This window comes from Zunongwangia sp. HRR-M8 (genome assembly GCF_027594405.1).
In the GTDB taxonomy this organism is placed as follows: Bacteria; Bacteroidota; Bacteroidia; order Flavobacteriales; family Flavobacteriaceae; genus Zunongwangia.
Genome location: NZ_CP115161.1, coordinates 1,931,601 through 1,957,707 on the forward strand (window position 1 = coordinate 1,931,601; position 26,107 = coordinate 1,957,707).

Consider the following 26,107-nt stretch of genomic DNA (forward strand, 5'->3'; position numbering starts at 1 on the left):
TAAAACAAGAATTATGCATCTCCAAAACTTTGACGTTTCTTTAATTTCCACCAAAGATCATCGCTCCTAAAGGCACCAGAACTAGCGATAAAATCATTGAAAATACAATAAGTAACGCCGATTGTTTTTCTTGTGATTTCAGAAACGAAGCAAAAACCGCGAGATTAGCAGCAATCGGGAAAAGACCAATTAGCGCCATTACCTGACGCTCCTTTTGCTCCAATCCATCAATAAACCAGTATTCTAATCCTATCAAAGCTGCCGTGATAAGGATAGCTGCAATTGCTCTTACCCCAAGAACTTTAGCGTAGTATTTCCAGTCTAAAGATTTAAACTCGATATTCGTTAAATTCATTCCTATTATTAGCATTCCCATCACAGAAACTACAGTTCCCATAACCTCAACTACCGGCTTTACCACTTCAGGTGTTTCTACCTTAAAGCCTTTTAATACTAATGCTAAAATTATAACGTATATAAACGGAATTTTTAAGACTTCAATAATAGCCTGTTTAGTCCCGAATTTGGATTTTGCAACCTGAATATAACCTACAATGTTTCCGTAGAGAGCCGTCCCTACATATATACATATAAGTGTTGTCACTGCTTCCTCTCCAAATAAAGATTTTACCGTAGGAATCCCGAAGAATGCGACATTAAAATAAGAAAAACCGCTTTTTAAGATATTAATATCACCAGAATTATCGAGCCATTTGTCTACTAAAATAGCCGGAAAAATCATTAGAAAAGCCAATAAGAATGAAATACTGGCTAATATTAATAAATTAGAAAATTCGGCATTAAGAACATGGTCTATTACTAAAATTGGTAATAAAACAAATAGTAAAGGTTTATGGATCCATGCTTTAGGAATAAATTCTTTTTTGCTAATAAAATAACCTACAGGAATGCAGCATAAATAGGGTAATAAACTTGAATATAAAGATTTAAATGTGTCCATTAGAAGTTGTTTTGAATATAATTTCTGAGGCTAGGCGAGCTATTGTTTTTACATTAAACCAAACGGCATTTACATCCATCAACATGCCGTTTACCAAATGGCCTACACCATAAATATGTTCTCCTCCAGCTTCAGATATGCACTGCATAGTATGCGGGTTAATTACTGCGCCACCAATTGGATGCGGTTTTAGATATTTTTTCTTTAAAAGATTTTGTACAAGTACATTGTCCATTTCTTCTAATCTTCCGGCGCTACCGGTAGCGTTTACAAGTTTATCAATCTCGAAAACTCCATCTAATCCTGTAGCGATGCTAAAACAATTTTTATCTTTAATAAATTCTACCTTCTGGTTTTGCGATATAATTTCAAGCTTGCTTTCTTTCATGAGTTTAGACAGCCTTCTAGCATTGTAAAGTGGTATTGCGTGCCTAGTAATCGTCCAGTGTCTACCCATCCATTTTGTAAAAATTATTTGCTCATGTAAGCTCATCCAACTCCAAATGGTAGAAGTATCGTAACGCATTGAATATGCCATGTTCGACAATGAATCTCCACCTTTTTCAGCAATTTTAATATCATGTTCTAATAAGGGAAGTTGATCTTTAGAATCCCGGTTAAAAGAACTCCAATCTAGCGATTTACCTTCGGCAGCTTCAATATCTTTGATAAATAAACGAAATAAGTCTTTAGCTCTTGGTGCATGTCCTTTTTCTCTTTTTATTTTATGCAGGTTAGCAAGGGTTAAATATTTACGTTCAAAACCTTTGTTTTCATCTGGTTGAACTCTGGGTAGCATGCCATCTGGAGAAAACATGGTGATTTTACCTTCATGACCGTTATCGATTAGAGTCATCACCGTATCGATAGCGCTAAGGCTACTTCCTAAAACACCAACATGATCGTTCTTATTGGTGTTTTTTAACAAGCGCTTTGTGGGCCATGGAAAATCTATATAATTTGGATTGTCTTTAAAATGACTGAATATGTTTGGTTTCGGAGTTCCCGGAGCTAGCAAAACTTCGTCAACTTCAACTGTGTTTTCGCTACTTAGATGAATAAGCAGTTTTTCATTTTCCAGTTTGTCTATATTATAAGCTTCATCTTTAATCCGCTCTACCTTTATATTATGCTTTTTTGCTTTTTCGATGGTTTCTTTTAATTGCTGCGAAACATAGTGGCCGTATAGCAATCTGCTGGTATAAGCATTATCTTCATCACTCTCACTTTTAACATCGTCTCTATATTTCCTGCCGTTTTCCTTTAACCATTCCGCAAAATGTGCCGGTTCGTTAGCATATATTCCCATCAAGTCTGCTTGCGTATTTAAAATATGGCTACGTTGCTTAGATCCAAAGGCTAAACCATATCCTGCTTTTTCCTTACGTTCAATAAGTACAAAGGAAATTTGATCTTGTAATTTGGCAGTGATACTTTGGATAATAAGTTCGATAAGAGCAGCCGATCCACAAGCACCACCACCAATAATAGCGATTTTTTTCATCTGTTATATTAAGCTTTTTGGGTAATTTAAAGAATCATGTAAAAGCACTAAACCGTATTAACTTTATTTAAGGAATACTTAAGCAATTGGAAGATCTGAAGTAAAAAAATTGGCAATAAAATTGAAATAAATATTATGCAATTATCTTTTAATCTTTCATTTATTAAATAAATAAACAGTAAAATCCTTTTATACTGAAAAAAGCTGAATTAGCAAGCTTGTTTAAATTCGAAGCATTATTTTCGAATACAAATAACTTTAACTACATGAAAAAATCAATTTTAACAGCATCACTAGGTTTACTATTTCTTGGAAAGTTTGCAATAGGACAAGAATTGTATATACCAAGAGATGTTAAAGAAGCCTACGAGAATAAAACACGTAGCAAAACAGGAAAACCAGGAGATAATTATTGGCAAAATTCAGCAACATATAAAATTAATTTAGAAGTTAATCCACCAAATCGCAGCGTAAAAGCTTCCGAAGAAATCACTTATACTAATCATAGTCCTGACACTCTAAATTCGTTAAATTTTAAACTAATTCTGAATAACCATAAACCCGGAGTTCCGCGTTTAGGTATGGTTTCAGAAGATTATATGACTAGCGGAATTCATATCGATTCCTATTCAGAAAATGGAAACCAAAAAGAATGGAATTCTAAGAACGATGGCACTAATAAAATGATCAAACTGGATACTCCGCTTAAACCTGGCGAAAGTATAGACTTAAGCATTAACTGGCATTTTGATATTTCTAAACAAAGTGGGAGAGAAGGTGCTATTTTAGAAAATACGTTCTATCTGGCCTATTTTTATCCAAGAGTTGCGGTGTACGATGATTATATGGGTTGGGATACGATGACTTTCTTCGGAATGCAGGAATTTTACAACGATTTTAATGATTATGAAATTAGCGTTAATGTACCAGAAGATTTCATTGTCTGGGCTACGGGAGATTTACAAAATCCAGAAGAAGTACTTCAGAAAAAATATGCGAAGAAACTCGAAAAATCAATGACAAGCGATAAAGTGATTCGTATTGCGACACCTGAAGATCTTAAGAAAAAAGAAATTACTAAAGACGGAAATAATAGCTGGAAGTGGAAAGCTTCAAATATTACAGATGTTGCCATCGCTATAAGCAATGAGTATAATTGGGATGCAGCAAGCGTGGTTGTCGATTCTACTACTAATCGCCGGGTAAGCGTACAGGCTTCTTATGATAATGTTTCCGAAGATTTTAAAGAAATGGTAGATTATGGACAGCATGCATTAAACTGGTTTTCTTTTAATTACCCGGGCATTCCTTATCCATATTCCAAATCTACTTTAGTACGTGGCCATGGCGATATGGAATATCCAATGATGGTTAACGATAATTCTCATGAAGATCCAGATATGGCTCGTTTTGTTGCCGAGCATGAAATCGCACATACCTATTTTCCTTTTTATATGGGAACCAACGAAACTCGCTTTGGTTTTATGGACGAAGGTTGGGCAACTACACTGGAACATTTAATCGGAATCGAAGATCTAGGAAAAGAAAAGGCAGTAGAGAGTTTTAAAAATTTTAGAGTACGTAGATGGATTGGTGATAATAATATGGAGCAGGATGTGCCGATTATAACACCTTCCAATATTTTAAGCGGACCGGTTTATAGAAATAATTCCTACGGAAAAGCGGCTCTTGGTTATCTCGCACTAAAAGATTTATTAGGTGGTGAAGTTTTCAAAAAAGCATTGCAAGGATATATGGAACGCTGGAATGGTAAACATCCAATCCCTTGGGATTTCTTTTATAGCATAAATGATATTAGTGGTGAAAACCTAAATTGGTTTTGGGATAGCTGGTATTTTAGTCCTAACTATATTGATTTTAAGATTGAAGATGTAAACCAGCAAAATAACTCAGTTGAAGTTAGCATAACCAATGTTGGTGGAATGCCGGCACCTTTTGATGTAAAACTGACTTATACCGATGGAAGTACCAAAAGAGTTCATCAAAAATCTACAATTTGGGAAAATGCGGAAAATAAAACTTCTATAAAAATTGCTACGGAAAAAGAAGTAAAAGCTGTAGCGATGGAAGGCGGAATCTGGATGGATGCCACACCAGATAATAATACTTGGGAAAAGTAAATTGTAGTTTTTAATAATTTAAATTGAAACAGCTTCTGATTTTCTATAATTAGAAGCTGTTTTTTTATTTCTAAAATTTAAAAATAAATGTACTTTTAAACGTATAACTATTACTTTTGATTATAATGTTTGATTTTAAATTACAGGTATTTCAAAATGTAGCATCACGTTTAAGTTTTTCTAAAGCTGCTGAAGATCTTCATATTACTCAACCGGCTGTTACCAAACATATTCGGCAAATTGAAGCGCATTTTAACCAAAAGCTTTTTGCTAGAAAGGGCAATAGTATAGCACTTACCACTGCGGGGAAACTTTTATTATCACATACTAAGCTAATTTTCCAGCAGTATGAAAAAGCTGAATTTGATATGAATTCCTTAATAGATAAAAATGAAGGAACGCTTAGAATTGCGGCAAGCACCACTATCGCACAGTATATTTTACCCGAGGTTTTAGCCAAATTTCATCAAAAATTCCCGAAAATCAAGATCCATTTATTGAATATGAATACCGAAAAAGTAGAAAAGGCGGTAATGAATAATTCAGTAGAGTTGGGCTTTATTGAGGGACAGTCCAAAAACCGGGAATTATCCTATCAGGCATTTTTAAAAGATGAGATTGTTCTTGTAGTGGATAAATCTCATCTTTCAGCCAAACTTAATCAGATTTCAATTTCAGAATTAAAAGATATTCCCCTTGTTTTAAGAGAGAAAGGCTCGGGTACAAGAGAGGTTATTTTAAAAGCTTTTCAACATAAAAATCTTAAAACAGAGGATTTAAATATCGAAATAGAGTTAGGTAGCTCAGAAAGTATAAAATCGTATTTATCGAACGGGCATAGCGCTAGTTTTTTAAGTGTCAATACGGTTTTAAAAGAATTAAAACACGGAGACGTTTACATTTTGGATATTGAAAATCTTCAAATAACCCGTGATTTCTTCTTTATTCAGCAACAAGGACATCACTCCAAATTGAATGCTGTCTTTCTGAAATTTCTACAGCATCACTATAACTTTTAGTTATATAGGATTACTTTTTATGATTTGAATGCAAACAAGGCTGTAGCTATCTTTGGATATTATAATTCAGCTTATGAAAATTTCAATTCATCAGATCGTTTTTTTGCTTTTCTGCATGGCATGCTTCCTTCCGATGGTAAATCCGCCAATAGCTTTAGCTCTCGGTATTATTTACGCGCAGATGGCTAAAAATCCTTTTCAGCAAAAAACACAATCGAGCATAAACTGGTTATTAAAATTATCGGTTATCGGCCTTGGTTTTGTAATTAATATCGACAAAGCTTTAGCAGCAGGTAAAGACGGCTTCTTTTTTACGATAATTTCAATTAGCTTAACCATAGGTTTGGGAATTTTAGTTGGTAAGATTTTTAAAATCGATAAAAAAATAACAAAACTTATAAGTTCTGGAACTGCTATTTGCGGTGGAAGCGCTATTGCTGCGGTTTCTCCAATAATAAAAGCTGACCCAAAACAGATTTCTATTGCAATTGGTTGTGTTTTTCTTTTAAATAGTATTGCTCTGTTTCTTTTTCCGGCAATAGGACATTTTTTTAATATGAGTCAGCATCAATTTGGTATTTGGAGTGCCATTGCCATTCACGATACGAGCTCTGTTATTGGCGCAGCGCAAGTATACGGAAACGAAGCTCTAGAAATTGCGACTACCGTGAAATTAGCACGTGCTCTATGGATTTTACCGGTTTCAGTTTTATTTGCATTAAGCAGTCATACCCCATTAAAAAAAATCAAGATTCCCTATTTTATAGGTTTATTCATTTTAGCGATTTTGGTGAATACATATATTCCAAATATAGCGATACTGTCGCCCAAAATTGTTTCAATATCTAAAATAGGCTTAACGCTAGTTCTTTTTTTAATAGGTAGCGGATTGCATTACAAAAGTTTTAAAAGAGTAGGAGTTCGACCTGTTTTTTTAGCCATAATTATATGGATTTTTATTAGCGTAATTTCGTTTATTGGAATTATGGAAATTATCAAATAAACTACAAAAATCGGGAAATCCAATCTCCTTGAGTAGGATAATTTTCCAAAAAGCTGGGATATCTAAGCAATTTCAAAGGTTTTAGTATTTTTATAAGGCTTTCTCTTACCCAAGAACAAATTTAATTGGCTAAATTTATCGTCCAAACGCTTAATCAAAAGTTGAAATTACATGAAAATCGGAATTGCAGCAGATCATGCTGGACTAGAACAAAAGAGAAAATTACTGGATCTTTTAAAAGAAAAAAATTTCGATATACAAGATTTTGGAGCTTTCGAATATCAGAGTGACGACGATTATCCAGACATTGTAACGCCATTAGCGAACGCTATTATCGAGAATAAAATCGATAGAGCAATTGCGGTTTGTGGTAGCGGAGTAGGAGTGTCTATCGCTGCCAATAAATTCCCAGGAGTACGAGCCGCACTAATTTCTGAAACGTATTCTGCACACCAGGGCGTAGAACATGACGATATGAATATGATATGTGTAGGAGGTCGTGTTTTAGGAACTTCACTAATTCTAGAAATCATTTTAGCATTTTTGAATGCTGAATTTCAGCAAGAAGATCGTTTTAAAAGAAGATTAGACAAAGTAATTGCAATAGAAAAAGAATATTTTAAATAACGTAGAAACTAAAAAAGAATCATGGAAGAATTCGATTTTGGAATAGTAGGTCTTGGAGTAATGGGAAGAAACCTCTTACTTAACATGGCCGATAATAATTTCTCTGTAGCCGGTCTGGACTTAGATCCAGAAAAAGCTGCATCTCTAGAAAAAGAAGCCTTAGAAAATCATACTATAAAAGGAACAACCTCGGCAGAAGAGTTTTGCGGACTTATTCGTAAACCGCGAGCAATTATGTTATTGGTTCCCGCAGGGAAACCTGTAGATGCCGCCATTAAATCACTATTGCCGTTTTTAGAAGAAGGCGATGTGTTAGTAGATGGTGGTAACTCTTATTTTCCTGATACCGACCGTCGTGTTAATGAACTTGCTGAAAAAGGAATTCATTTCTTCGGAATGGGAATATCTGGTGGAGAAAAAGGAGCCCGCTTTGGACCAAGTATGATGCCAGGTGGAAATTCTGAAGCTTACGAAAGACTTCGCCCTATTTTTGAGGCCGTGGCCGCTAAAGTAAATGGCGAGCCTTGTGTTACTTACCTAGGTAAAGGATCTGCCGGAAACTATGTGAAAATGGTTCATAATGGTATTGAATATGCTATTATGCAACTTATCGCTGAAGTTTATGACCTTCTAAAAAGAGGCTATGGTGTTGAAGATGCTAAAATTCAGCAATTATTTGAAAAGTGGAACGATTCAGAATTATCATCCTTCTTAGTTGAAATTACCGCAGATATTCTTAAAAAAGAAGATCAGATTACCGAAAAAGGGATTCTACTAAATTATGTTTCTGATGCTGCAAAAGCGAAAGGAACTGGTAAATGGACTTCCCAAAATGCTATGGATATTCAGGCTCCAATACCTGCTATTAACGCTGCGGTAGAAATGCGCGATATTTCTAAATATAAAGAAGAGCGCGTAAAAGCTTCAAAAAGTTTAAAATGGAAAGATATCTCTGAAACTTCAGAAGAAGAAATTTTCGCAGAACTAAAGGATGCTTTTTACTTCGCGATGATTAACATTTATGCACAAGGAATGTCGCAATTAAATCTCGCTTCGAAAGAGTATAACTATGGCTTAAACCTTGAGGAAGTAGCTAAAATTTGGCGTGGTGGATGTATAATTAGAGCGACGTGTTTAGAAGATTTTAGACAGGCATATAAAAATTCCCCAGAGCTACCTAATTTATTATTAGATGAAAAATTAGGTAAAGCACTTGAAGAAAAACAAGGGGCTGCTCGCAAGGTGGTAAAAACTTTTATTGATAAAGGAGTGCCTGCTTCCGTATTTACTTCTACAGTTTCTTACTTTGATTCTTACAGAAGTGCGATTTTACCAACAAATCTAATTATGGCTCAAAGAGATTACTTTGGAGCTCATAAATACGAACGTAACGACCAGGAAGGAATTTTCCATACAGACTGGGTATAATCAATTAATTAAATTGAAATGAAGACAGAAAAAAAAGCTGCTCCTACGATTATAGTAATTTTTGGTGGGACCGGAGATCTTGCCAGTCGTAAGTTAATCCCCGCGTTTTATAACCTATTTATAGACGATCGCATGGCCTATAATTTTGCAATTATCGGTTTAGGTAGGTCTGATTTTGATAATGAATCCTATAGAAAGGATTTATACAAAAAATTAAAAGAATTTTCTCGTAGAGAGCCAGATAATAAGGTTTGGAAAGAATTTCAGGAGTCAATTCACTATTTCAAATCAGATATCACTAATGAGAAATCTTATATAGATTTACACACAAAATTGAGTGATTTGGATAAGGAATGGGGAGAGCGAGCAAATCGCTTATTCTACCTTTCTGTATCACCAAAGTTTATCGACGATATTACCACGAATCTAAAAGATCAGAAACTCGTAGAATCTTTAGAAAAAGACCGTTTAGTAATCGAAAAACCATTTGGTTATGATCTGGAATCTGCGATTGAGCTTAACCAACTTCTAAGACGTACTTTTGATGAGAAGCAGATTTTTAGAATCGATCACTACTTAGGAAAAGAAACCGTTCAGAATATATTGGCCTTTCGTTTTGGGAATGCATTATTCGAGCCACTTTGGAATCGAAATTACATAGATTATGTTCAGATTACTGTTGCAGAAAAAGTTGGCGTAGGCACACGTGGCGGTTATTATGAGAGTTCTGGGGCATTAAGAGACATGATACAAAATCATCTGCTTCAAATACTTTGTATGGTCGCCATGGAAGCTCCAATTTCTTCGGATGCTGAAGAAATTAGAAATCGTAAAGTTGAAGTATTACGTGCTATTAGAAGAATAAAACCAGACGAAGTTGCTAAAAACGCCGTTCGTGGTCAATATAGTAATGGATGGGTACAAGGTGAAGAAGTACCGGGTTATAGAGAAGAAGAAGGTGTTAGTGAAACTTCTAATACTGAAACTTTTGCAGCGATTAAGTTCTTTATTGATAATTGGAGATGGCAAAATGTTCCTTTTTATCTAAGAACAGGTAAAAGAATGCAAGAAAAAAGTTCTTCTATTACTATCCAATTTAGACCTGTACCACACGCTACTTTCCCAGGAGAACAGGCTAGTAATATAATGCCAAACAGATTAACGATCAATCTGCAACCTCAAATGGACATTAGATTGCGATTTATGACTAAAAAGCCAGGATTAGAAATGAATTTAAATCCTTCTGAAATGGTTTTTGATTATGATAGCTGTTCTACACATACTCCAGAAGCTTACGAAACTTTGTTATTAGATGCGATGTTGGGAGATACAACATTATTTATGCGTTCAGATCAAGTAGAGGAAGCTTGGGACGTGATTAAAACGGTACAGGAATCTTGGGAAGGCAGAGAATCACTTAATTTCCCAAATTACCAAGCCGGAAGTTACGGTCCAGAAAATGCGGAAGCTTTAATCGCTCAGCAAGGACATGTTTGGTCTATAAACGTTCGAAATAAGAAAGAAAAGAAAGAAGATCAATGCTAAATATATATAAATCCAAAGAAGAAGCTAGCCATGCAGCAGCACTACATTTTGTAGAACATGCAAAGTTAGCGATCGAAGCTAAAGGAAAATTTACAGTTGCGCTAACGGGAGGTTCTTCACCAGCGGGAATGTATGATCTATTGACTACCGAATTTAAAGATCAGGTAAAATGGGAAAAGATTTACATTTTCTGGGGTGACGAGCGTTGGGTTCCTATAGAAGATGAGCGCAGCAATGCCGGAAATGCTTTTAAGGACTTTCTTAATAAAGTTGCTATTCCCAAGGAACAAATCTATCCTATGTATAAGGATGGTGTTTCTGCTGAAGATTATGCCAAAGAGTATTCTAAAATTATGGATGAAGTTTTAGAAGATGGTAGAACTTTCGATTTAATCTTTTTAGGAATGGGAGACGATGGACATACTGCATCATTATTTCCCGGTCAAAAAGTAATTCACGAAAAGGACAAAAAAGTCGCAGCCTATTTTCTAGAACCTCAGGATATGTATAGGATCACCTTAACAGCACCAATACTCAATGCCGCGAAAAGTATTGCATTTATTGTTTTTGGCGCTAAAAAGGCAGATGCACTTTACGAAGTCGTAAAAGGTGAAAAAAATATTGAAAAATACCCATCCCAAATTATAGATCCGGCTGGCGAATTAATGTGGTACGTTGATCAAGACGCCGCGGCAAGAATATAGCCAAGGTTTATTTATAACGAATATTTTTAAAAAATCCAGACTGCTTTTGCTATCTGGATTTTTTATTTAAATACTTTTAGTTCTAGACCTGAAACGATCTATATATAAATATCACTTCAAGTGTAGAAGCGCTAGAAAAATAATATTCAAATTATAATGTTAATAAAAATATAAATTCAGCACAAAAGCTTAATATTGCCTGTCAATTTATAAGGTTAACCGTTTTGAAATTCATCACATTTTTTCTCATTTTTTTGCTAAGTTTTACTTTTCAGGCACAATGCCCTGTAGGTAATATAACAATCAATTCGCAACAAGAATTCGAAGAATTTGTTATTAAATATTCTAACTGCAAAATTGTTAATGGAAATTTCACAATTACTGGCGCAGTGACCAATTTGCAACCTCTTAAGAAGATTGAAGAAATTAAGGGGAATTTAATTATTAAAAATACCGATATTGAAGATATAACTTTAAATCTTTCGATTACCAAAATAGGTGGTGATCTTCGAATAAATGCAAATACTCTTCTGAAAGATCTTAATTCATTCAATGAACTAATAAAGGTCAATAATATTTACATAGACGGAATGTTTGGTTATCTTGATGGCTTCTCTAAATTGGAGCAGGTCAATACAGTCGACCTAAAGAGGCTTGGGAGTTCGCTTGATGCTTTTCAAAATCTAAAATTTGTTGAAAATAGTATAAATATGGACAATTCAGGTCTGGTTTTAGGATTATTTAATGCATTTAATAACGTAGAATATATTAAAGGTTCTCTTATAATGGAGGACTATCCACATGGAGTAGGTCTGTTTTCGGAACTAAAGTATGTCGGCAATAACCTTTTTATCAGGAGGACTGGTATAAATAAAATAGATGGCTTTAATAAACTCATATCTATAGGTAGTCTAGGTGGGGGCAATTTTGAAATTAGTGAATCTTTAGAACTCACAGTATTTACTGGATTTAATAGCTTGGAAAGAATTTATGGTAATATGATTATAAAAGATAATCCTGAATTACCAACGATCAGCGGATTTCGTAATCTCAAAAAAATTGATAAAGCCTTGATTATTAAAAATAATAATAATCTTCCAAGTTTAATGGGATTAGAGAGTCTAATTTCAGTTAGTGGAAATTTTGGAATCATAGGACTTATTGTTTCTGACAACGCAAAATTGATAGATTGTTCTGCAATTTGTACTCTCTTAGCTAATGAGAAAGTTTACGATGATGTAGAAATTATAAATAATCCTTCTGAATGCAGTACAAGACAAGAAATTGAGGAAAAATGTTTACCAGATTTTGATAATGATGGAATTCCCGATGATATTGATTTGGATGATGATAATGATGGAATTCTAGATGTCATTGAAGATAATGGTGTTTTAGATCGAGATACAGATCAAGATGGTCATCCTGATAAGAGAGATTTAGATAGTGATAATGATGATTGTTTTGATGTCATAGAAGCTGGATTTACCGATAAAGATAATAATGGAACATTAGGTAATTTACCTGATACTGTAGATGAAAATGGACTAATTATTAATGAAACACTAGGATATGAAGAACCTCTAGATGAAGATGATAATGATATTCCTGATTTTCAGGAAACATTTATATTAAATGCAGGTGATGATATAAATCTTAATCTATGTCAAAATGGAAGCTCAGTAGATTTATTTAATTACTTGGGGCCTAATGCACAGATAGGCGGAGCTTGGAGTCCTAAACTAAGTTCAAATTCTTCTGTATTTGACCCTTCTTTAGACAATGAAGGACTGTATACCTATACCGTGAGTAATTATTGTGTGTCGAAAACGGCGATAGTCGAAGTCATTTTTACGCCTCAACCAGACCCAGGAATAGATTCAAGCATCTCCATATGTAAATATGAAAATTCATTTCCTTTAATTGATTATTTAGGTGGTACCCCAGATGCAAGTGGTTATTGGGAACCTACTTTACCAAATGGTATTTTTGATCCCCAAATAATTAATGCCGGTAAATATAAATATATAGTATCTAATGAAAATTGTGAAGTGCTGTCGAGTGAGATTAACGTTACACTTTTTGATAGAAATGAACCTATAAATTATGAACTGCTAACAAAATATAATAATGACGGATCTTATGATATTAATCTAAACGCTGAATATGAATCAAATTACATTTTTAAACTGGATAATCGTGATAATACTAATGGGAAATTTTATAATGTATTGCCAGGTGTTCATAAAATTGAAATTATAGAAACTGATGGTTGTGCTTTTACCAGCGATAAGATATATTTAATAGGATTCCCTAATTATTTTACCCCAAATAACGACGGCATAAATGACACCTGGAAGCCTGATGGAGTTGGAGAAAAAAAGCTCAGTATCCTTATTTTTGATAGATACGGAACTTTAATTACTACTCTCATAAATGGGGAAGATTGGGATGGGACTTCTAATGGAAAACCATTACCTGAAGACGATTATTGGTTTAAAGCAACAATTAACTTAGAACGAGAAGAAAGAGGACATTTCAGTTTGATTCGCTAATTTAAGTTCTAAATATTAAATTAAAGCATATATAATTTGTATGATTTTATTGAAAATCAAAATTGTTAATAAAATTTCTTAGAAAAGTAAACAGAAATAGATAATGGCACTACAATTGATATCTATTTACAAATACTTATTTAATTTTTAAATAGCCGTAGCGTTTTACACCCTACTACAAACGAAGGCTTTTAGATAAAAACAATCGCATTTATGAGTTTGTTAGCGTCTTACATAGCGTACTTCGTATTTCATATTAGTTTAGGGAATTTTACATTTAACTCAATTTCCTTTATTTTATTTATTTTGCTTGCATGCTTTTTAATCATGCTTTGTAATCGCGGATTAATTTTTAAAGAAATTGATTCCGAATCAGAACAAAGCTATATAGATTATAAAACAGCAACCGAATATTCGAAACTTCTAGACAAGATTATGTGTAAGGAGAAGTTTTTTTTGATCCATAACTTAAAGATTAAACAAATTAGTCGGCATTTAATGCTAACACCGGGAGAGCTAGACTATATTTTATTAAAAGCGAAAAGAAAAACCTTCACTGAATATTTAGACGATTTCAGAATTATGGAATTAAAAGAAATGCTCAATATCCCTGAATATCAAGAATGTGACTTAAAATGTCTATCTGAAGCCTGCGGATTCGATGATTATTCAGATTTCGAAAAAGCGTTATCAAGGACATATCACATCAAACCAGAAAATTTCCGTAGAGAATTACTAGAAGAGTATTAGAAGGCACTAACCTAAATGTTAGTGGGAAATCCTTGCTAACACTATAAATACTGGCATTAGTGTCTTATATTTGTATATACAAATGTCATACAAAATATAAGTCATGAAAAAGATACTTCACGTAATTTCAAGTTTAAACGGTCAAAACTCTTACAGTTTAGCTTTAGGGAATAAAATAGTTCAACAACTTAAAGAAAGTTATCCCGAAAGTACAGTCGTAGAAAAAAAACTTGTTGCTGAAGATTTCCCACATCTAACTGAAGACAGATGGCAAGCAATTATTACTCCTGAAGAAAACAGAACAGCTGCTCAAAAAGAAAATATCGCTATCCAAGAAGAAGCGATCAAAGAATTATTTGACGCAGATCTTTTAGTTGTTGGTGCTCCTTTATATAATTTTGGGATTCCTTCGCAATTAAAAGCATGGATCGACCATCTTGCTAAAGCTGGAGAAACTTTTAAATATACTGAAGAAGGCCCACAAGGATTGGTAACTGGTAAGAAAGTTTATATCGCAATGAGTTCTGGTGGTGTTTATTCTGAAAATCCTGGTTATGATTTTGTATCTGAATATCTGATTAAAGTTTTTGGATTCTTAGGAATGACAGATGTAGAATTAATAAGAGTAGAAGGAGTTGCTATTCCTGAATTAAGAGAAGATGCGCTAGCTAAAGCTGAAAAAGAATTTGCTGCAATATTGGCGTAATATCTGAGAGAAAAAGAAAAATTATCACTGGCCTTTCGGATTGATTTTCGAAAGGCTTTTTTGTTTAACTCAATAGCTCGGCTTATGAACATCAATGAATTGTACAATATAAGTACAGGTTTAAAAACTACTCCAAAAATGCCAATTTTGTTTTTTGGACACGGTAGCCCCATGAATGCAATCGAGGAAAATGAATTCGTTAGTAATTGGCGTAAAATAGCCGAAAGTTTACCAAAACCCAATGCTATTTTGTGTATTTCAGCGCACTGGCTTACAAGAGGTACCGCAGTTACTGCTATGAATTCTCCTAGAACAATACATGATTTTGGTGGTTTTCCGCAGCAATTATTCGATGTTCAATATCCTGCAAAAGGAAGCCGTGAACTCGCCGAAGCTACATCTTCCTTAGTTACCAGCGAAAGTATTCATTTAGACGATCAATGGGGGTTAGATCATGGTGCGTGGAGTGTACTTAGACATCTTTATCCAGAGGCTGACGTTCCTATTGTTCAACTAAGTCTAGATGCCTATAAAACTCCACAAGAACATTACAATTTTGCTAAAGAATTAGCCGTACTAAGAAGAAAAGGAATCTTAATTATTGGGAGCGGTAATATCGTCCATAATCTTAGACGCATCGATTGGCAGAATATGAATAAAATCGATCACGCATTCGATTGGGCTATAGAAGCAGATGAAAAAATAAAAGGACTGATAAGTGCCAAAGATCATATTGCGCTGCAGAATTATAATCAACTGGGAACAGCAGTAAATTTGGCAATTCCTACTTCAGACCATTATTTGCCTTTACTTTATACACTGGCGTTACAAGAAAATAAAGATGAGTTGGAATTTTTTAATGATAAAGCCGTTGGCGGGTCACTTACAATGACTTCGGTTAAATTATCTTAGCCCAGGCTAAATTTCTTAACCTTAAACATACACTTATTTAAAATTCGCGTAAACACTTTTAAATCATATTCTTATACATTGAATTCGATTAATCGTTTTTAATTTAAAAGTTTATGAAACGAAAAAGTGCATTCCAAAAAAGTGGTCATAGAAACTACTATTTTAAAGAGCGATTTCAGCAATTATTAGTAGCCATTTTTGTTCAGCGTCGGTTAAGCTCGATGATTTCGCCTTTCCGACTATCGCATTAATGAAGATATTATATGCGATTCAGGGAACCGGAAATGGACATTTAAGTCGTGCTTTAGAAATTATTCCCATTCTTCAGAAAAAAGGAGATCTAGATTTACTGGTAAGCGGAACTCAAGGCGATTTAAAATTGCCGTATTTTGTAAAATATCGGTTTAAAGGACTCAGTTTTATCTTCGGAAAAAAAGGCGGTGTCGATGTTTGGAACACCTATCGCAAAAACCGAATGAAACGCCTTTACAATGAGATAAAAAGCGTACCAGTTGAAAAATATGATCTTGTAATTAACGATTTTGAGCCTGTGAGTGCCTGGGCATGTTCGATGGCTCATAAACCCTGCTACGGCTTAAGTCATCAATCGGCTGTTTTACATCCTTCTGCACCAAAACCTTTAAAAGAAGATTGGCTGGGATTAAAGATTTTAAAGTCTTACGCGCCTTGTAGCTTTAGTTTTGGTTTTCATTTTAAAGCTTTTGATGATCGTATTTTTACTCCGGTAATACGCTCTGAGATTCGTAATCTTCAGCCTATAAAATCAAATCATTATACCGTGTATTTACCTTCTTATTCCGATAAAAAATTATTTAAAGTGTTTAGTAGTTTTCCGCAATTCAGATTCGAGATTTTCTCAAAACATTTTAAAATGAATTCAGAAATTGATAATATCAATATTAAGCCAGTAAATAATAAAGATTTTATAGAAAGCATAAGAAGTTGCCGCGGTGTAATCTGTGGGGCTGGTTTTGAGACCCCTGCGGAAGCGTTATTTCTGAAGAAAAAACTATTAGTCGTACCAATGAAAGGGCAATTGGAGCAACAATGCAATGCTGCCATGCTTAAAACAATGGGAGTTAAAGTACTTAAAAACCTAAAGAACAAACATTATCCTGAAATTGAAAAATGGCTTCTAAAAGAAGAAATTATTGAAGTAAATTTTCCAAACGAGACTGAAATGATCATCGATAAATTAATCGATATTGCCTTGAAAGAGCAGAATTTTGCTGTTAAGAAAACCGGAATTTCATAAATGAAGGATAGTCTATTTAATAACCTAAAAAAAAGTGATTTTGGGGATAATTTTATTTGGGGCACTTCTACAGCCGCATTTCAAATTGAGGGAAGTCCTTATGACGATGGTAAAAAAGCATCTATTTGGGATGAGTTTTCTCATAAAAAAGGAAAAATACATAAAGGACAAAATGCAGATATCGCTTGCGATTTTTACAATCGTTATAAAGAAGATCTGCTTTTAATGAAATCGATGAACATTACAAATTTTCGATTTTCATTATCCTGGAGCCGAATCTTACCAGACGGCACCGGAAGCATAAATAATGCGGGACTCGACTTTTATGACAGATTAATAGACGAGTGTCTACAGTTAGGGATAACGCCTTGGGTAACACTTTATCATTGGGATTTGCCACAATCATTAGAAAATAAAGGCGGTTGGACAAATCGTGAAATCGTAAATTGGTTTTCAGAATATGTAAAGATTTGTGTCCATAGATTTGGAGATCGCGTTAAGAACTGGATGGTTTTAAACGAACCTCTGGTGTTTTTGGGAGCCGGACATTTTTTGGGAATTCACGCTCCGGGTAGGAGAGGAGTCAAGAATTTTATCCCGGCGATGCATCACGCTTCGCTTTGCCAGGCCGAAGGAGGAAGAATTTTAAGAGCTTACGATCCAACGCTAAATATTGGCACTACATTTTCCTGTTCGTATATAGAGCCCTATCGCGATCTTGAAAAAGATCATAAGGCTACAAAAAAAGTAGATTGTTTGGTAAACCGATTGTTTTTAGAGCTCAGTTTGGGTTATGGGTATCCTTTTAAGGAATTGCCTTTTTTGAAAAGAGTAGATAAGTTTTATAAGGCTGAAGATGATAGGTTGCTTCAATTTGAATTTGATTTTATAGGAATTCAGAATTATACTAGAGAGATTGTAAAAAGTGCCTGGTGGATTCCTTATGTGCAGTCCATAAATATTAAAGCGGAAAAAAGAAATATTCCTACAACTGAAATGGGTTGGGAAATCTATCCTGAAGGATTATCAAAACTTCTAATGAAATATAATGAATATCCAGGAGTAAAAAATATATTGATTACCGAGAATGGTGCTGCTTTTCCAGATCAGCTAATTAATGGACAGGTAAAAGATGAAAAAAGGAAGCAATATCTTCAGCAATATATAGAAGCAACATTACGAGCCAAAAAACAAGGTGCAAACGTAAACGGCTATTTTGCATGGAGTTTTACCGATAATTTTGAGTGGGCAGAAGGCTATCATCCAAGATTCGGTTTAGTTTATATCGATTTTGATAGTCAGCAACGCATTATCAAAAACTCTGGTTTATGGTATCGTGATTTTTTGAGATCGCAAGCAAATAACTGAAAATCGTAAATTATCTTATAATTTAACATTAAAACGCAATTCCCGCCAATACTAAGCTAAGAACTGAAATTGAAGAATATTATTTAGAATTATACAGATTTTATATAAATTTCTTCAAATCATAGTGTGTTATCGGAATATTAGTTAGATATTTGTCACTTATAATTTAATATATTAAGATGAGTAAAGGAACAGTAAAATTCTTTAATGACACTAAAGGATTTGGATTTATCACTGAAGAAGGAGTAGACAAAGATCACTTTGTACACGTAACAGGTTTAATCGATGAGATTCGCGAAGGCGACGAGGTTAAATTTGATCTTCAGGAAGGTAAGAGAGGATTAAACGCAGTAAACGTAGAAGTTATATAATTATATATTTTTATATTTTCAAGGTTTATCAAAAGCCCATCAGAAATGATGGGCTTTTATTATTTTTAGCCTTAATTTATTTTATACCGTACCGTATATTTTTTTATTTTAGTTGCAAATCTAATAGCCAGATTCATAGGGGTTAAGCAAGGATTTTGATCATTTATAATTACTTAAAAATTAGACTAATGCGTATTTTGTATTTCGTTTTAATTTTATTGTTTTTTGGTATTCAATTCTCAGCTGCACAAGAGAAGCCCATTGAAAAGATTCTATCACTTACTAAAAGAAATTCTATCTATACAGATAATGTAGATTGGGATAGCTTAACACCAAAAGTTAAAGAGGCAGTCGATCTGAATGCCAATAATACATACGATCAATTAGCGCCAGCTGTAGGCATTTTGTTAGATGCTTTAGATGATAGTCATTCTCAGCTGACTTTCCGCGACAAGCATTCTGGCAGAGCTAATCCAACCGATAAATTTGAACGCTTAAACGATAGTACTAGAAGTATATTAAAATCTGGCGCCACACTTTATACTACGAAACTAGAAAATATTGGATACATACGGATACCCGGTAGTCATAATGAAAGTGATGCTCAGGTTTTTATGGAAGCGCTCTGTGGGCTAGATATAAATAGTTTATCTGGTCTTATCATTGATCTTCGAATAAATACTGGAGGAAACATGTGGCCCATGATTGCAGGACTTGCGCCAATATTAGAAAATGGGATTTTAGGTTATTTTGAGCAAGATTCTTATTTATTGGAATGGAAATTAAAAAAGAATAAAATATATAGTGGAAAAAATAAAATGATAAAGTTTAAAAAATTATGCTCTTTAGAAAAGCCGCTTAAAATAGCAGTGCTTTTGGGGCCAATAACCGCGAGTTCTGGAGAAATGACGGCAATTGCTTTAAAAGGAAAAGAGAACGTAAAGTTTTTTGGAGAAAAAACCGCTGGTTATGTTACTGAAAATATTCAAATTAATATTGAAGGAGAACTTTATTATCAATTATCATCGGGATATTGTTTAGACAGAAATAAAAAGGAATACCATAATTACGTAGAACCCGATATTGAAATTATTGGCGGCGATGCTTTTAATCAATTAGGAAAAGATCAGAAAGTTATAAAAGCTATAGATTGGCTTCGATAGCAATGAATAATTTTTTACTCATAAATTATATATACACTATTTTGATCTATAATTTATAGTATGCTTAATGCGTACTTATTCATTTTTAAACATTTAAAATTATTTTCAAAAATTAGTCCTAAAATTTTCTTTTTGCATATTCTTTGAACATATTGCCCGAATGAAACATCTTAATTTTGATCTTACTAAGTATAGAGATAAGTATCGTATTCATTTAGGGCAAACACAATGGTTAACTTTTGAGAATAAAACCGAAGCACAGAAATTCCTAAGAAGTTATAAAAAGATTCTTAGAGATAATGTAAGCTTACTTAATATTTCTCATCCTACGGTTAACCAAATATTTCGTTATAATTATTTTCAATTTCCTGAAAGGAAAATAAATTTATATTATCGTCTTTTCAGGGATTTTGACGAACGTTTTAATTATATATTTAAACGTTTTTCTCCCGGAAATGCGAATGCATTTATTTTTCAGAATATTCAAACATGTTTTAATATTCTGATTGAAATTGTTGAAGACATGCACGTTTTCGGGCAACGAAGTAAAAATTATGGAATAACTAATGTAACAAAGCCTTTAATTGTACAATTACATCAACAGAAACAGCAATTAGAGCATACTAAACGCAGTATTTTTATAAAGGATTCATCGAATGTAAGAATCTTAAATACTACGTCAAATGAATCGACAACTACAAAACACTCTGTTGGGAACTAAAGCCCCCTTAAGGCTTATCACTTCCAGTCAAACAGACAAACACGATCAACAAACATTTATAGAGGTACTCCGGTACGATAAACAAATCGTGCCGGGTTATGCCTACTCATTTATAGAATGGAGCAATAAAAATCATTTTGGCAATTGGTTTTGCGTATCTGTTCGCTATTTATACTTAGAAGATTTAACGGAAGAAATCTCTTTTTTAGACAAAAATTGCGATTTGGCAACCTACAAACAAATTCTGCAAGAAATAAGGTTATTCAACAAATTTGACCGCCTTATGCTATGCACCTTCACACAATTGTTTAACGTTAAATCTATGTCATGCTAATACACAATTTTATAATCGATACTTTCTTTTTTAATGTAGCCTTATTGCTCGATTTACCGGACGTTAATATAAAAACCGATAAGGATTTAGAACCGGAACAAAGAGCAAAAGAAGCTTTCGAAAACATGTACAAGGACTATAAAAATAACAGTCTAGAACCGTCAAGGTTCAACCCTCGAGTTTTCCAAGCTTTTAAATTCTACATCAAAAACAGGGAGTTATTATGCTTGACACAATAAGGCTTAGGCTTTACGGTGCAAATGATATCAAAACGGGAACGTTGGCAGAAATCCAAGCGCAAAACGGGCTACCCCGTTTTGCCGTCCCGGAGCATAACGAACTCTACCGTAAAATCTTAACGAAACAAGGTAAAAACTTCACGATGCACTTAACGTACAATCGTGAAATTGACGACTACGAACCGATTGCGGAGGATGAATGGATGTTAAATAAAAATTCAAATACCGTAACAAAACACTATCAGGTAAGGGATAGGATGAAATTTTATGAAGAGGGCAAAGTAAAGGACAAAAATAAAGCCATTAACGGCTCTTATTCTGTTCCCTCGTCTTTTTCAGATGTAACCTTTAGAATTAACGAAAACGGCGGCTTTATAGATTTTCAGGTTTCAATCCCGAAATACTTATACGGTCATTCTTTAGCGGAATTTATCCCACAAACTGAAAGCGATTTAAAATTTGAGCATGGCATAAATTTCAATAGTTATGATTTTCAGGCGAAATTTATTTATGACCGCTTGTTTAAATTCATCGACAAATTTTTTACTGACTTATGTATTTTCTTTTCCTGTGAGAGCATACCGAACAATGATTATATCGAAATATGTCGTTTGGATTTTTGCTATAACATGTACTTTAAAAGTAAAGAAGAAGCTTTGCGAGTACTCCAAGAGCAACGAAAAATACAAATGAAGTTAAAACGTTCATCAATGGCAATTGAAAAGTCTTTCGATACTTCGATTTGGTATAAAAACGAACATGGCACGGCATATAAAATATATCACAAAGGTTCGGAATATTCCAGTTCTAAATTTGGGGATTTAAGAAAACACTTAAATATCAATAAGGAATTTATCGAAAGCTATATTAACCGCAATTGCGCACCGGATACCAAAAAGTTTTATAGAGAAAACCAGGGGGAAATTTGGAACTATTTTTTAGCTAAAGGCAAAGACAATCATTTTGCATTAACGCCAAAAGATGAAGAACGCTTAAGGGCAGTTATAGCCGATATTAACGAGAAAACCCCGTATAAAATCCCATTCCTAAAAAAGGAAATGGATAAGGTTTTAAGGTTTGAAATATCGATGTCAAATCGCTATTTCATGTACTTGTACAAACGTCATTGCTTTAGAAGAAATGACAAAATACATCAGGAATCCGTAAAACGATACAAACAAGCTGCAAGTATTTACGCAAATTCTAATAAGCAATTTTCGGATGTAACCCGAAAAGACCGGAAAAACTATAAAATGATGCACGGCTTTTTAAATAGGGGAATAGCTTTAATTCTTGGCGATAACCAAAGTTTAAAACGTTATTGCACTAAAGCCGGAAGCGATTATAACCATGTAAGCGGAGAATATAATATTAGCCGTTTTGAATACCGTTACACGGTATTAGGAAAACATGATACGGTTCATTTTTCAGAATATTTTTTGATGCAATGTATAAAGCGTTTTAAAGCCTTTGTTAAACATTATACGATACATGAAATTGAACCTTTTGAAGCTATCATGGATAGGATTAAGGAATATAATAATAATGTTCAATCGAATGTAGATGCATATAACGAACGTAATCGCTTTAAGGTTGTAAATCCCGGAACTGGCGAATTTATTCGTAAAAGAAACGGGCAAAAAATGACTAAAGCAACACAATTGCTTACGAGAAAAGAACTTATGCAACAAGGTTTAAAAACCGTGAATGCAACCATATTAGGCTCTGTACTTACACAGATGTACCACCATAAAAAGAGTTTAACACAGGTCTTTGAAGATTTGGGAACAAATAAAAGTACCAAAAGCCGAATTAAGGCGGACTTGAAATTTTTTGAAGTCTTCGACAACTCTTTAAGTGTTGCTGAACCTGTGAACATGAAAATGACCTTTGAAAAATACTATTGGAATACCTCCGGGCTGCAATACGCCAAAAACTTTTATAGAAACATTAAATTAAAATCTGAAGATTATGGGATTAATCCGTTTGACGCCCAAAGCGACTTCGCTATTGCATGAGCTTAAAGAAGAATTGGGAGAATCTAAGCAGACAATTACAATAGAACGCATTTTAAGCGAATTTAAAGAGATGAAAATAAAATATAAAGCATTGTATTGGACGAATGAATTGAATAAAGCTAATAACACTAATAACGCCTTGGAATTATGAATTTAGAAATAACTGTATGTATTATAATTTCTTGTACTGTTCTGCTCATATACAAATTAATAGAGCATTGCATATGTATGAATGTAAAATCAGAAATAGATCATTTCGAGAAAATAGGGCAATGTTATCAAAATAAACCGATATCCAAACAAGATCCACCGGAACCGGAACAAAAATTGATTAAAAATGATAACAAAATCAATCGTCAATCATTAATTACCTTTTTACATTTAGAATTAAGGGCGATTAGTCTGGCTAAAGAATCCCATTTATTGAGGGGCGACGATAAAGCAATGAGAAATTGCGATTTTGAAATAAAATCAATTAAAAGAGTATTAGAACATTTAGACATTCTTAAATAATATACAAAAACATCTAAATTGTATACAAAATCACATAGGGGCAAATCTGCCCCTATTTTTGTTTGCACAAATACGAATAAGTAAAAGTTTAAGTGATGGCTTATAAGAAAAGAAAAGTTTTTGGAGCAAACCTATTTACTGCTGCTGTAGTTGGTGCGGCTGCATTTATCGGGGTAAAATTCCATGACGAAATCAAAACCCAATTGTCTAACGTTCCAGTATTAAAAGACTGGCTTTAAAATCTAAAGAATGCGTAAAATTTTAAATTTTAACACGGCTTACGATTTTGAAGTTACAAAAGAAACGGTAGGCGGTTTATTATTCCGCTTAGATGGTAAAGCATCAGACGGCGAAGGCGGTTTAAAGGCTGCAACGGTTGCCGATTTGAATAAAATTTCAATTGAAGTAACCCTAAGAAAGGCAAACCGTAACGAACTCGTTATTATGCGTGGTTATCTAATGGATAACATTTTAGGCTTCTACGCCCAAACCGTGAAATTCGAACTTGTTACAAAACAGACAACACAGGGAATTTTAGTCTATATTGATTTTGACCCGGCTGCAATTGCTTTAAATGGCGAAGATAAGCTACAAATCAAATTCAATGCCCCTCGTGATGCATGGACGGACATAAGAACGAGTGAAGATGAAAGTATTATCGAGTTTCAGACCATGACCAAAAAACAAGGTACTTCTTGGATTCCGGTAATTAAGTCGTTCCCTATTGGTTACGGTAAAGAAAACATCGATATGGACTTAGGTAATAGAGTTGTAAAGATTGTATGTATTACAGACTTCACAGCTGATTATTTAAGCTCGCAAAAGGCGAAAATCCGTGACGGTGCTTTAAAAGCTTCACAGGGCTTTGAAAAAGCCTTTAACGATACACAGTTATTGTGTGAAAACATGCACATGTTTGACAATAACCCGGAGTCGGATGTTGAAGACTTGGTAATTTATCAAGGCGAACCGTTAGACGATGTAAAACTAAGAGCGAACCTAGATAAGGCAGCCGAAGAAAAGGCAAAAATCGTGGTTGTAGCTTTAGAAAATATACAGTAGCTGCCATTTACTGTTAGTTAGTTAAATCTCCATTTCAAAGCCCCAAACATACTTGGGGCTTTGTTTTAAAATCTCTCTAAAATATGCGTTTATTCGACGTTTTTTTAAAAATAATCAAAGCCTTTCATTTAGTTGATTCGGAAGAATTCGCACAGCTAAAACTTGATGTAAAATCATGGGAAGAAGATGCAAGGGAAGGAAGTGAAGATAAGGTTAAACATTTCTACGGAAAAATGCACAAAGGCGTTTTTACCCGTCTGTTAATGCCTATTTTTTACTTTTTCATGTTACGTCAAGTTACATCAATTATGAACCCTGAACCACAGGAACAGGGCGAAAGGGGCTTATATTAATACCATAGACAATGAGTTTTCTATCAAATTTAAGCTTAGGTAGTTCCGGGGGTTCAACTTCTTACGCTCCTACAAGTACTTCGGCTTTTGGTAATCTCTTTAATAATGTTGCTGATTCACAAAAAAACGGTATTGATGCCGGGGATGCCGCAAATGCCGCACTGGACGTTGCTGCTAGTGCTATTCCTTTCGGCTCTATTGTTAAAGGCGTTTTAGATAAGATAGGATTAGCCGATAATTTAAGCAATGTTTTTAAATACGGTTTATCCAGTTGGGGGGCAAGTACAAACCCCGAACAACATCAAGCCGATTTTGCGCAAAAAGTATTGCCTTTTGTGGAGCAAAAACTAAGCTCTATTAATGCGCAAAATATTACGGACGTTCTTAATGAATTAGATTTTCATTTACGTTCAAATCATTACATGTTTATCGCTTTAAGGGATAAACATAGTAAAGCCAAAAGTACACGTTTGGCGAATGATTGGACACAAAAGGAACTAAACAACCTTTTAATGAAAATCTGGACGGAAAGCCGGGCGCAATTAAAGGCATCAGGGGCAACCCTAAGCCGTAAATCGGTGCGTTATTCTCCGCAGATTATTCACCAAAGGGCAAGGCAAATATACACGGGAGCAACTTTTAATACTCCCCGGGATTATGAAACGTATATGAATAAAACATACTACGAATATTCAATAAAATATCCCGAAGCTTCAAAAATCGAACGTAACCCGGAAACGGGAGAGTTAGAAGTAAAACAAGCAAATTCAGGCGGTTTACTTGGTCTCGCTGCAATAGCTTTTGGAGCTTTTAAATATTTGAAATAAGACCGAATGT

25 protein-coding genes are annotated in these 26,107 nt (G+C 34.1%); 23 read left to right on the forward strand and 2 right to left on the reverse strand.

Features of this window, described 5'->3' with window-relative positions; all coding sequences use genetic code 11:
- Window positions 1-40 precede the first annotated feature (40 nt).
- Together PBT89_RS08310 and PBT89_RS08315 are read right to left on the reverse strand one after the other, a co-directional pair.
- Window positions 41-961, reverse strand: coding sequence for an AEC family transporter (locus PBT89_RS08310; RefSeq protein ID WP_270064236.1), 921 nt, complete (start codon window positions 959-961; stop codon window positions 41-43).
- Window positions 948-2,465 (reverse strand): FAD/NAD(P)-binding protein, encoded by a 1,518-nt coding sequence (locus tag PBT89_RS08315; RefSeq protein WP_270064237.1) that lies wholly within the window; start codon window positions 2,463-2,465, stop codon window positions 948-950. The genes PBT89_RS08310 and PBT89_RS08315 overlap by 14 nt, the downstream gene beginning before the upstream one ends.
- Before the next feature lie 266 nt (window positions 2,466-2,731).
- Here PBT89_RS08315 and PBT89_RS08320 point away from each other — a divergent pair, with 266 nt between their 5' ends.
- The 23 genes from PBT89_RS08320 (at window position 2,732) to PBT89_RS08430 (ending at window position 26,097) form a co-directional block, all read left to right on the forward strand.
- The gene (locus tag PBT89_RS08320) at window positions 2,732-4,606 is read left to right on the forward strand and encodes a M1 family metallopeptidase (protein ID WP_270064238.1); all 1,875 of its coding nucleotides are present in this window, start codon (window positions 2,732-2,734) and stop codon (window positions 4,604-4,606) included.
- A 125-nt stretch (window positions 4,607-4,731) separates the two neighbouring features.
- Window positions 4,732-5,625 carry a LysR family transcriptional regulator gene (locus PBT89_RS08325; RefSeq protein ID WP_270064239.1) on the forward strand — a complete coding sequence of 298 codons (894 nt, stop codon included), beginning with the start codon at window positions 4,732-4,734 and terminating at the stop codon, window positions 5,623-5,625.
- 73 nt (window positions 5,626-5,698) lie between these two features.
- A complete protein-coding gene (locus PBT89_RS08330; RefSeq protein WP_270064240.1) occupies window positions 5,699-6,628 on the forward strand; it encodes a YeiH family protein in 930 nt (309 codons plus the stop codon).
- 171 nt (window positions 6,629-6,799) lie between these two features.
- Entirely contained in the window at window positions 6,800-7,255 is a 456-nt protein-coding gene (locus PBT89_RS08335) for an RpiB/LacA/LacB family sugar-phosphate isomerase (RefSeq protein WP_270061491.1), read from the forward strand.
- A 21-nt stretch (window positions 7,256-7,276) separates the two neighbouring features.
- Window positions 7,277-8,683, forward strand: a complete 1,407-nt coding sequence (gene gndA / locus PBT89_RS08340; protein WP_270061492.1) for an NADP-dependent phosphogluconate dehydrogenase — start codon at window positions 7,277-7,279, stop codon at window positions 8,681-8,683.
- Between the two features lie 18 nt (window positions 8,684-8,701).
- The gene (gene zwf / locus PBT89_RS08345; RefSeq protein ID WP_270061493.1) at window positions 8,702-10,228 is read left to right on the forward strand and encodes a glucose-6-phosphate dehydrogenase; all 1,527 of its coding nucleotides are present in this window, start codon (window positions 8,702-8,704) and stop codon (window positions 10,226-10,228) included.
- Window positions 10,222-10,932: a 6-phosphogluconolactonase gene (gene pgl / locus PBT89_RS08350; protein WP_270061494.1), complete on the forward strand. Its 711-nt coding sequence runs from the start codon at window positions 10,222-10,224 to the stop codon at window positions 10,930-10,932. Before zwf ends, pgl begins: the two co-directional genes overlap by 7 nt.
- Before the next feature lie 224 nt (window positions 10,933-11,156).
- A complete protein-coding gene (locus tag PBT89_RS08355; RefSeq protein WP_270061495.1) occupies window positions 11,157-13,484 on the forward strand; it encodes a T9SS type B sorting domain-containing protein in 2,328 nt (775 codons plus the stop codon).
- Between the two features lie 213 nt (window positions 13,485-13,697).
- Window positions 13,698-14,234, forward strand: a complete 537-nt coding sequence (locus tag PBT89_RS08360; RefSeq protein WP_270061496.1) for a helix-turn-helix domain-containing protein — start codon at window positions 13,698-13,700, stop codon at window positions 14,232-14,234.
- A 103-nt stretch (window positions 14,235-14,337) separates the two neighbouring features.
- Window positions 14,338-14,940 carry an FMN-dependent NADH-azoreductase gene (locus PBT89_RS08365; RefSeq protein WP_270061497.1) on the forward strand — a complete coding sequence of 201 codons (603 nt, stop codon included), beginning with the start codon at window positions 14,338-14,340 and terminating at the stop codon, window positions 14,938-14,940.
- An 84-nt stretch (window positions 14,941-15,024) separates the two neighbouring features.
- Entirely contained in the window at window positions 15,025-15,852 is an 828-nt protein-coding gene (ygiD, locus tag PBT89_RS08370) for a 4,5-DOPA dioxygenase extradiol (protein WP_270061498.1), read from the forward strand.
- A 113-nt stretch (window positions 15,853-15,965) separates the two neighbouring features.
- Window positions 15,966-16,103, forward strand: a complete 138-nt coding sequence (locus tag PBT89_RS08375) for a hypothetical protein (protein ID WP_270061499.1) — start codon at window positions 15,966-15,968, stop codon at window positions 16,101-16,103.
- Window positions 16,103-17,128, forward strand: a complete 1,026-nt coding sequence (locus PBT89_RS08380) for a glycosyltransferase family protein (protein WP_270061500.1) — start codon at window positions 16,103-16,105, stop codon at window positions 17,126-17,128. Before PBT89_RS08375 ends, PBT89_RS08380 begins: the two co-directional genes overlap by 1 nt.
- Complete coding sequence (locus tag PBT89_RS08385; protein WP_270061501.1) at window positions 17,129-18,496, forward strand: GH1 family beta-glucosidase; 1,368 nt, start codon at window positions 17,129-17,131, stop codon at window positions 18,494-18,496.
- A gap of 179 nt (window positions 18,497-18,675) precedes the next feature.
- Window positions 18,676-18,867 (forward strand): cold-shock protein, encoded by a 192-nt coding sequence (locus PBT89_RS08390; protein ID WP_270058108.1) that lies wholly within the window; start codon window positions 18,676-18,678, stop codon window positions 18,865-18,867.
- Window positions 18,868-19,055: 188 nt separating this feature from the next.
- On the forward strand, window positions 19,056-20,030 hold the full coding sequence (locus PBT89_RS08395; protein ID WP_270061502.1) for a S41 family peptidase: 975 nt from the start codon (window positions 19,056-19,058) through the stop codon (window positions 20,028-20,030).
- Between the two features lie 160 nt (window positions 20,031-20,190).
- Window positions 20,191-20,751 (forward strand): hypothetical protein, encoded by a 561-nt coding sequence (locus PBT89_RS08400; protein WP_270061503.1) that lies wholly within the window; start codon window positions 20,191-20,193, stop codon window positions 20,749-20,751.
- 557 nt (window positions 20,752-21,308) lie between these two features.
- A complete protein-coding gene (locus tag PBT89_RS08405; protein WP_270061504.1) occupies window positions 21,309-23,342 on the forward strand; it encodes a phage/plasmid replication protein in 2,034 nt (677 codons plus the stop codon).
- Window positions 23,343-23,489: 147 nt separating this feature from the next.
- Window positions 23,490-23,855 carry a hypothetical protein gene (locus tag PBT89_RS08410; RefSeq protein ID WP_270061505.1) on the forward strand — a complete coding sequence of 122 codons (366 nt, stop codon included), beginning with the start codon at window positions 23,490-23,492 and terminating at the stop codon, window positions 23,853-23,855.
- A gap of 95 nt (window positions 23,856-23,950) precedes the next feature.
- Complete coding sequence (locus tag PBT89_RS08415) at window positions 23,951-24,094, forward strand: hypothetical protein (RefSeq protein WP_270061506.1); 144 nt, start codon at window positions 23,951-23,953, stop codon at window positions 24,092-24,094.
- 10 nt (window positions 24,095-24,104) lie between these two features.
- Window positions 24,105-24,917, forward strand: a complete 813-nt coding sequence (locus PBT89_RS08420; RefSeq protein ID WP_270061507.1) for a hypothetical protein — start codon at window positions 24,105-24,107, stop codon at window positions 24,915-24,917.
- Window positions 24,918-25,000: 83 nt separating this feature from the next.
- The gene (locus tag PBT89_RS08425; protein ID WP_270061508.1) at window positions 25,001-25,270 is read left to right on the forward strand and encodes a hypothetical protein; all 270 of its coding nucleotides are present in this window, start codon (window positions 25,001-25,003) and stop codon (window positions 25,268-25,270) included.
- 11 nt (window positions 25,271-25,281) lie between these two features.
- Window positions 25,282-26,097: a hypothetical protein gene (locus PBT89_RS08430; protein ID WP_270061509.1), complete on the forward strand. Its 816-nt coding sequence runs from the start codon at window positions 25,282-25,284 to the stop codon at window positions 26,095-26,097.
- The last annotated feature ends 10 nt before the right edge of the window (window positions 26,098-26,107 follow it).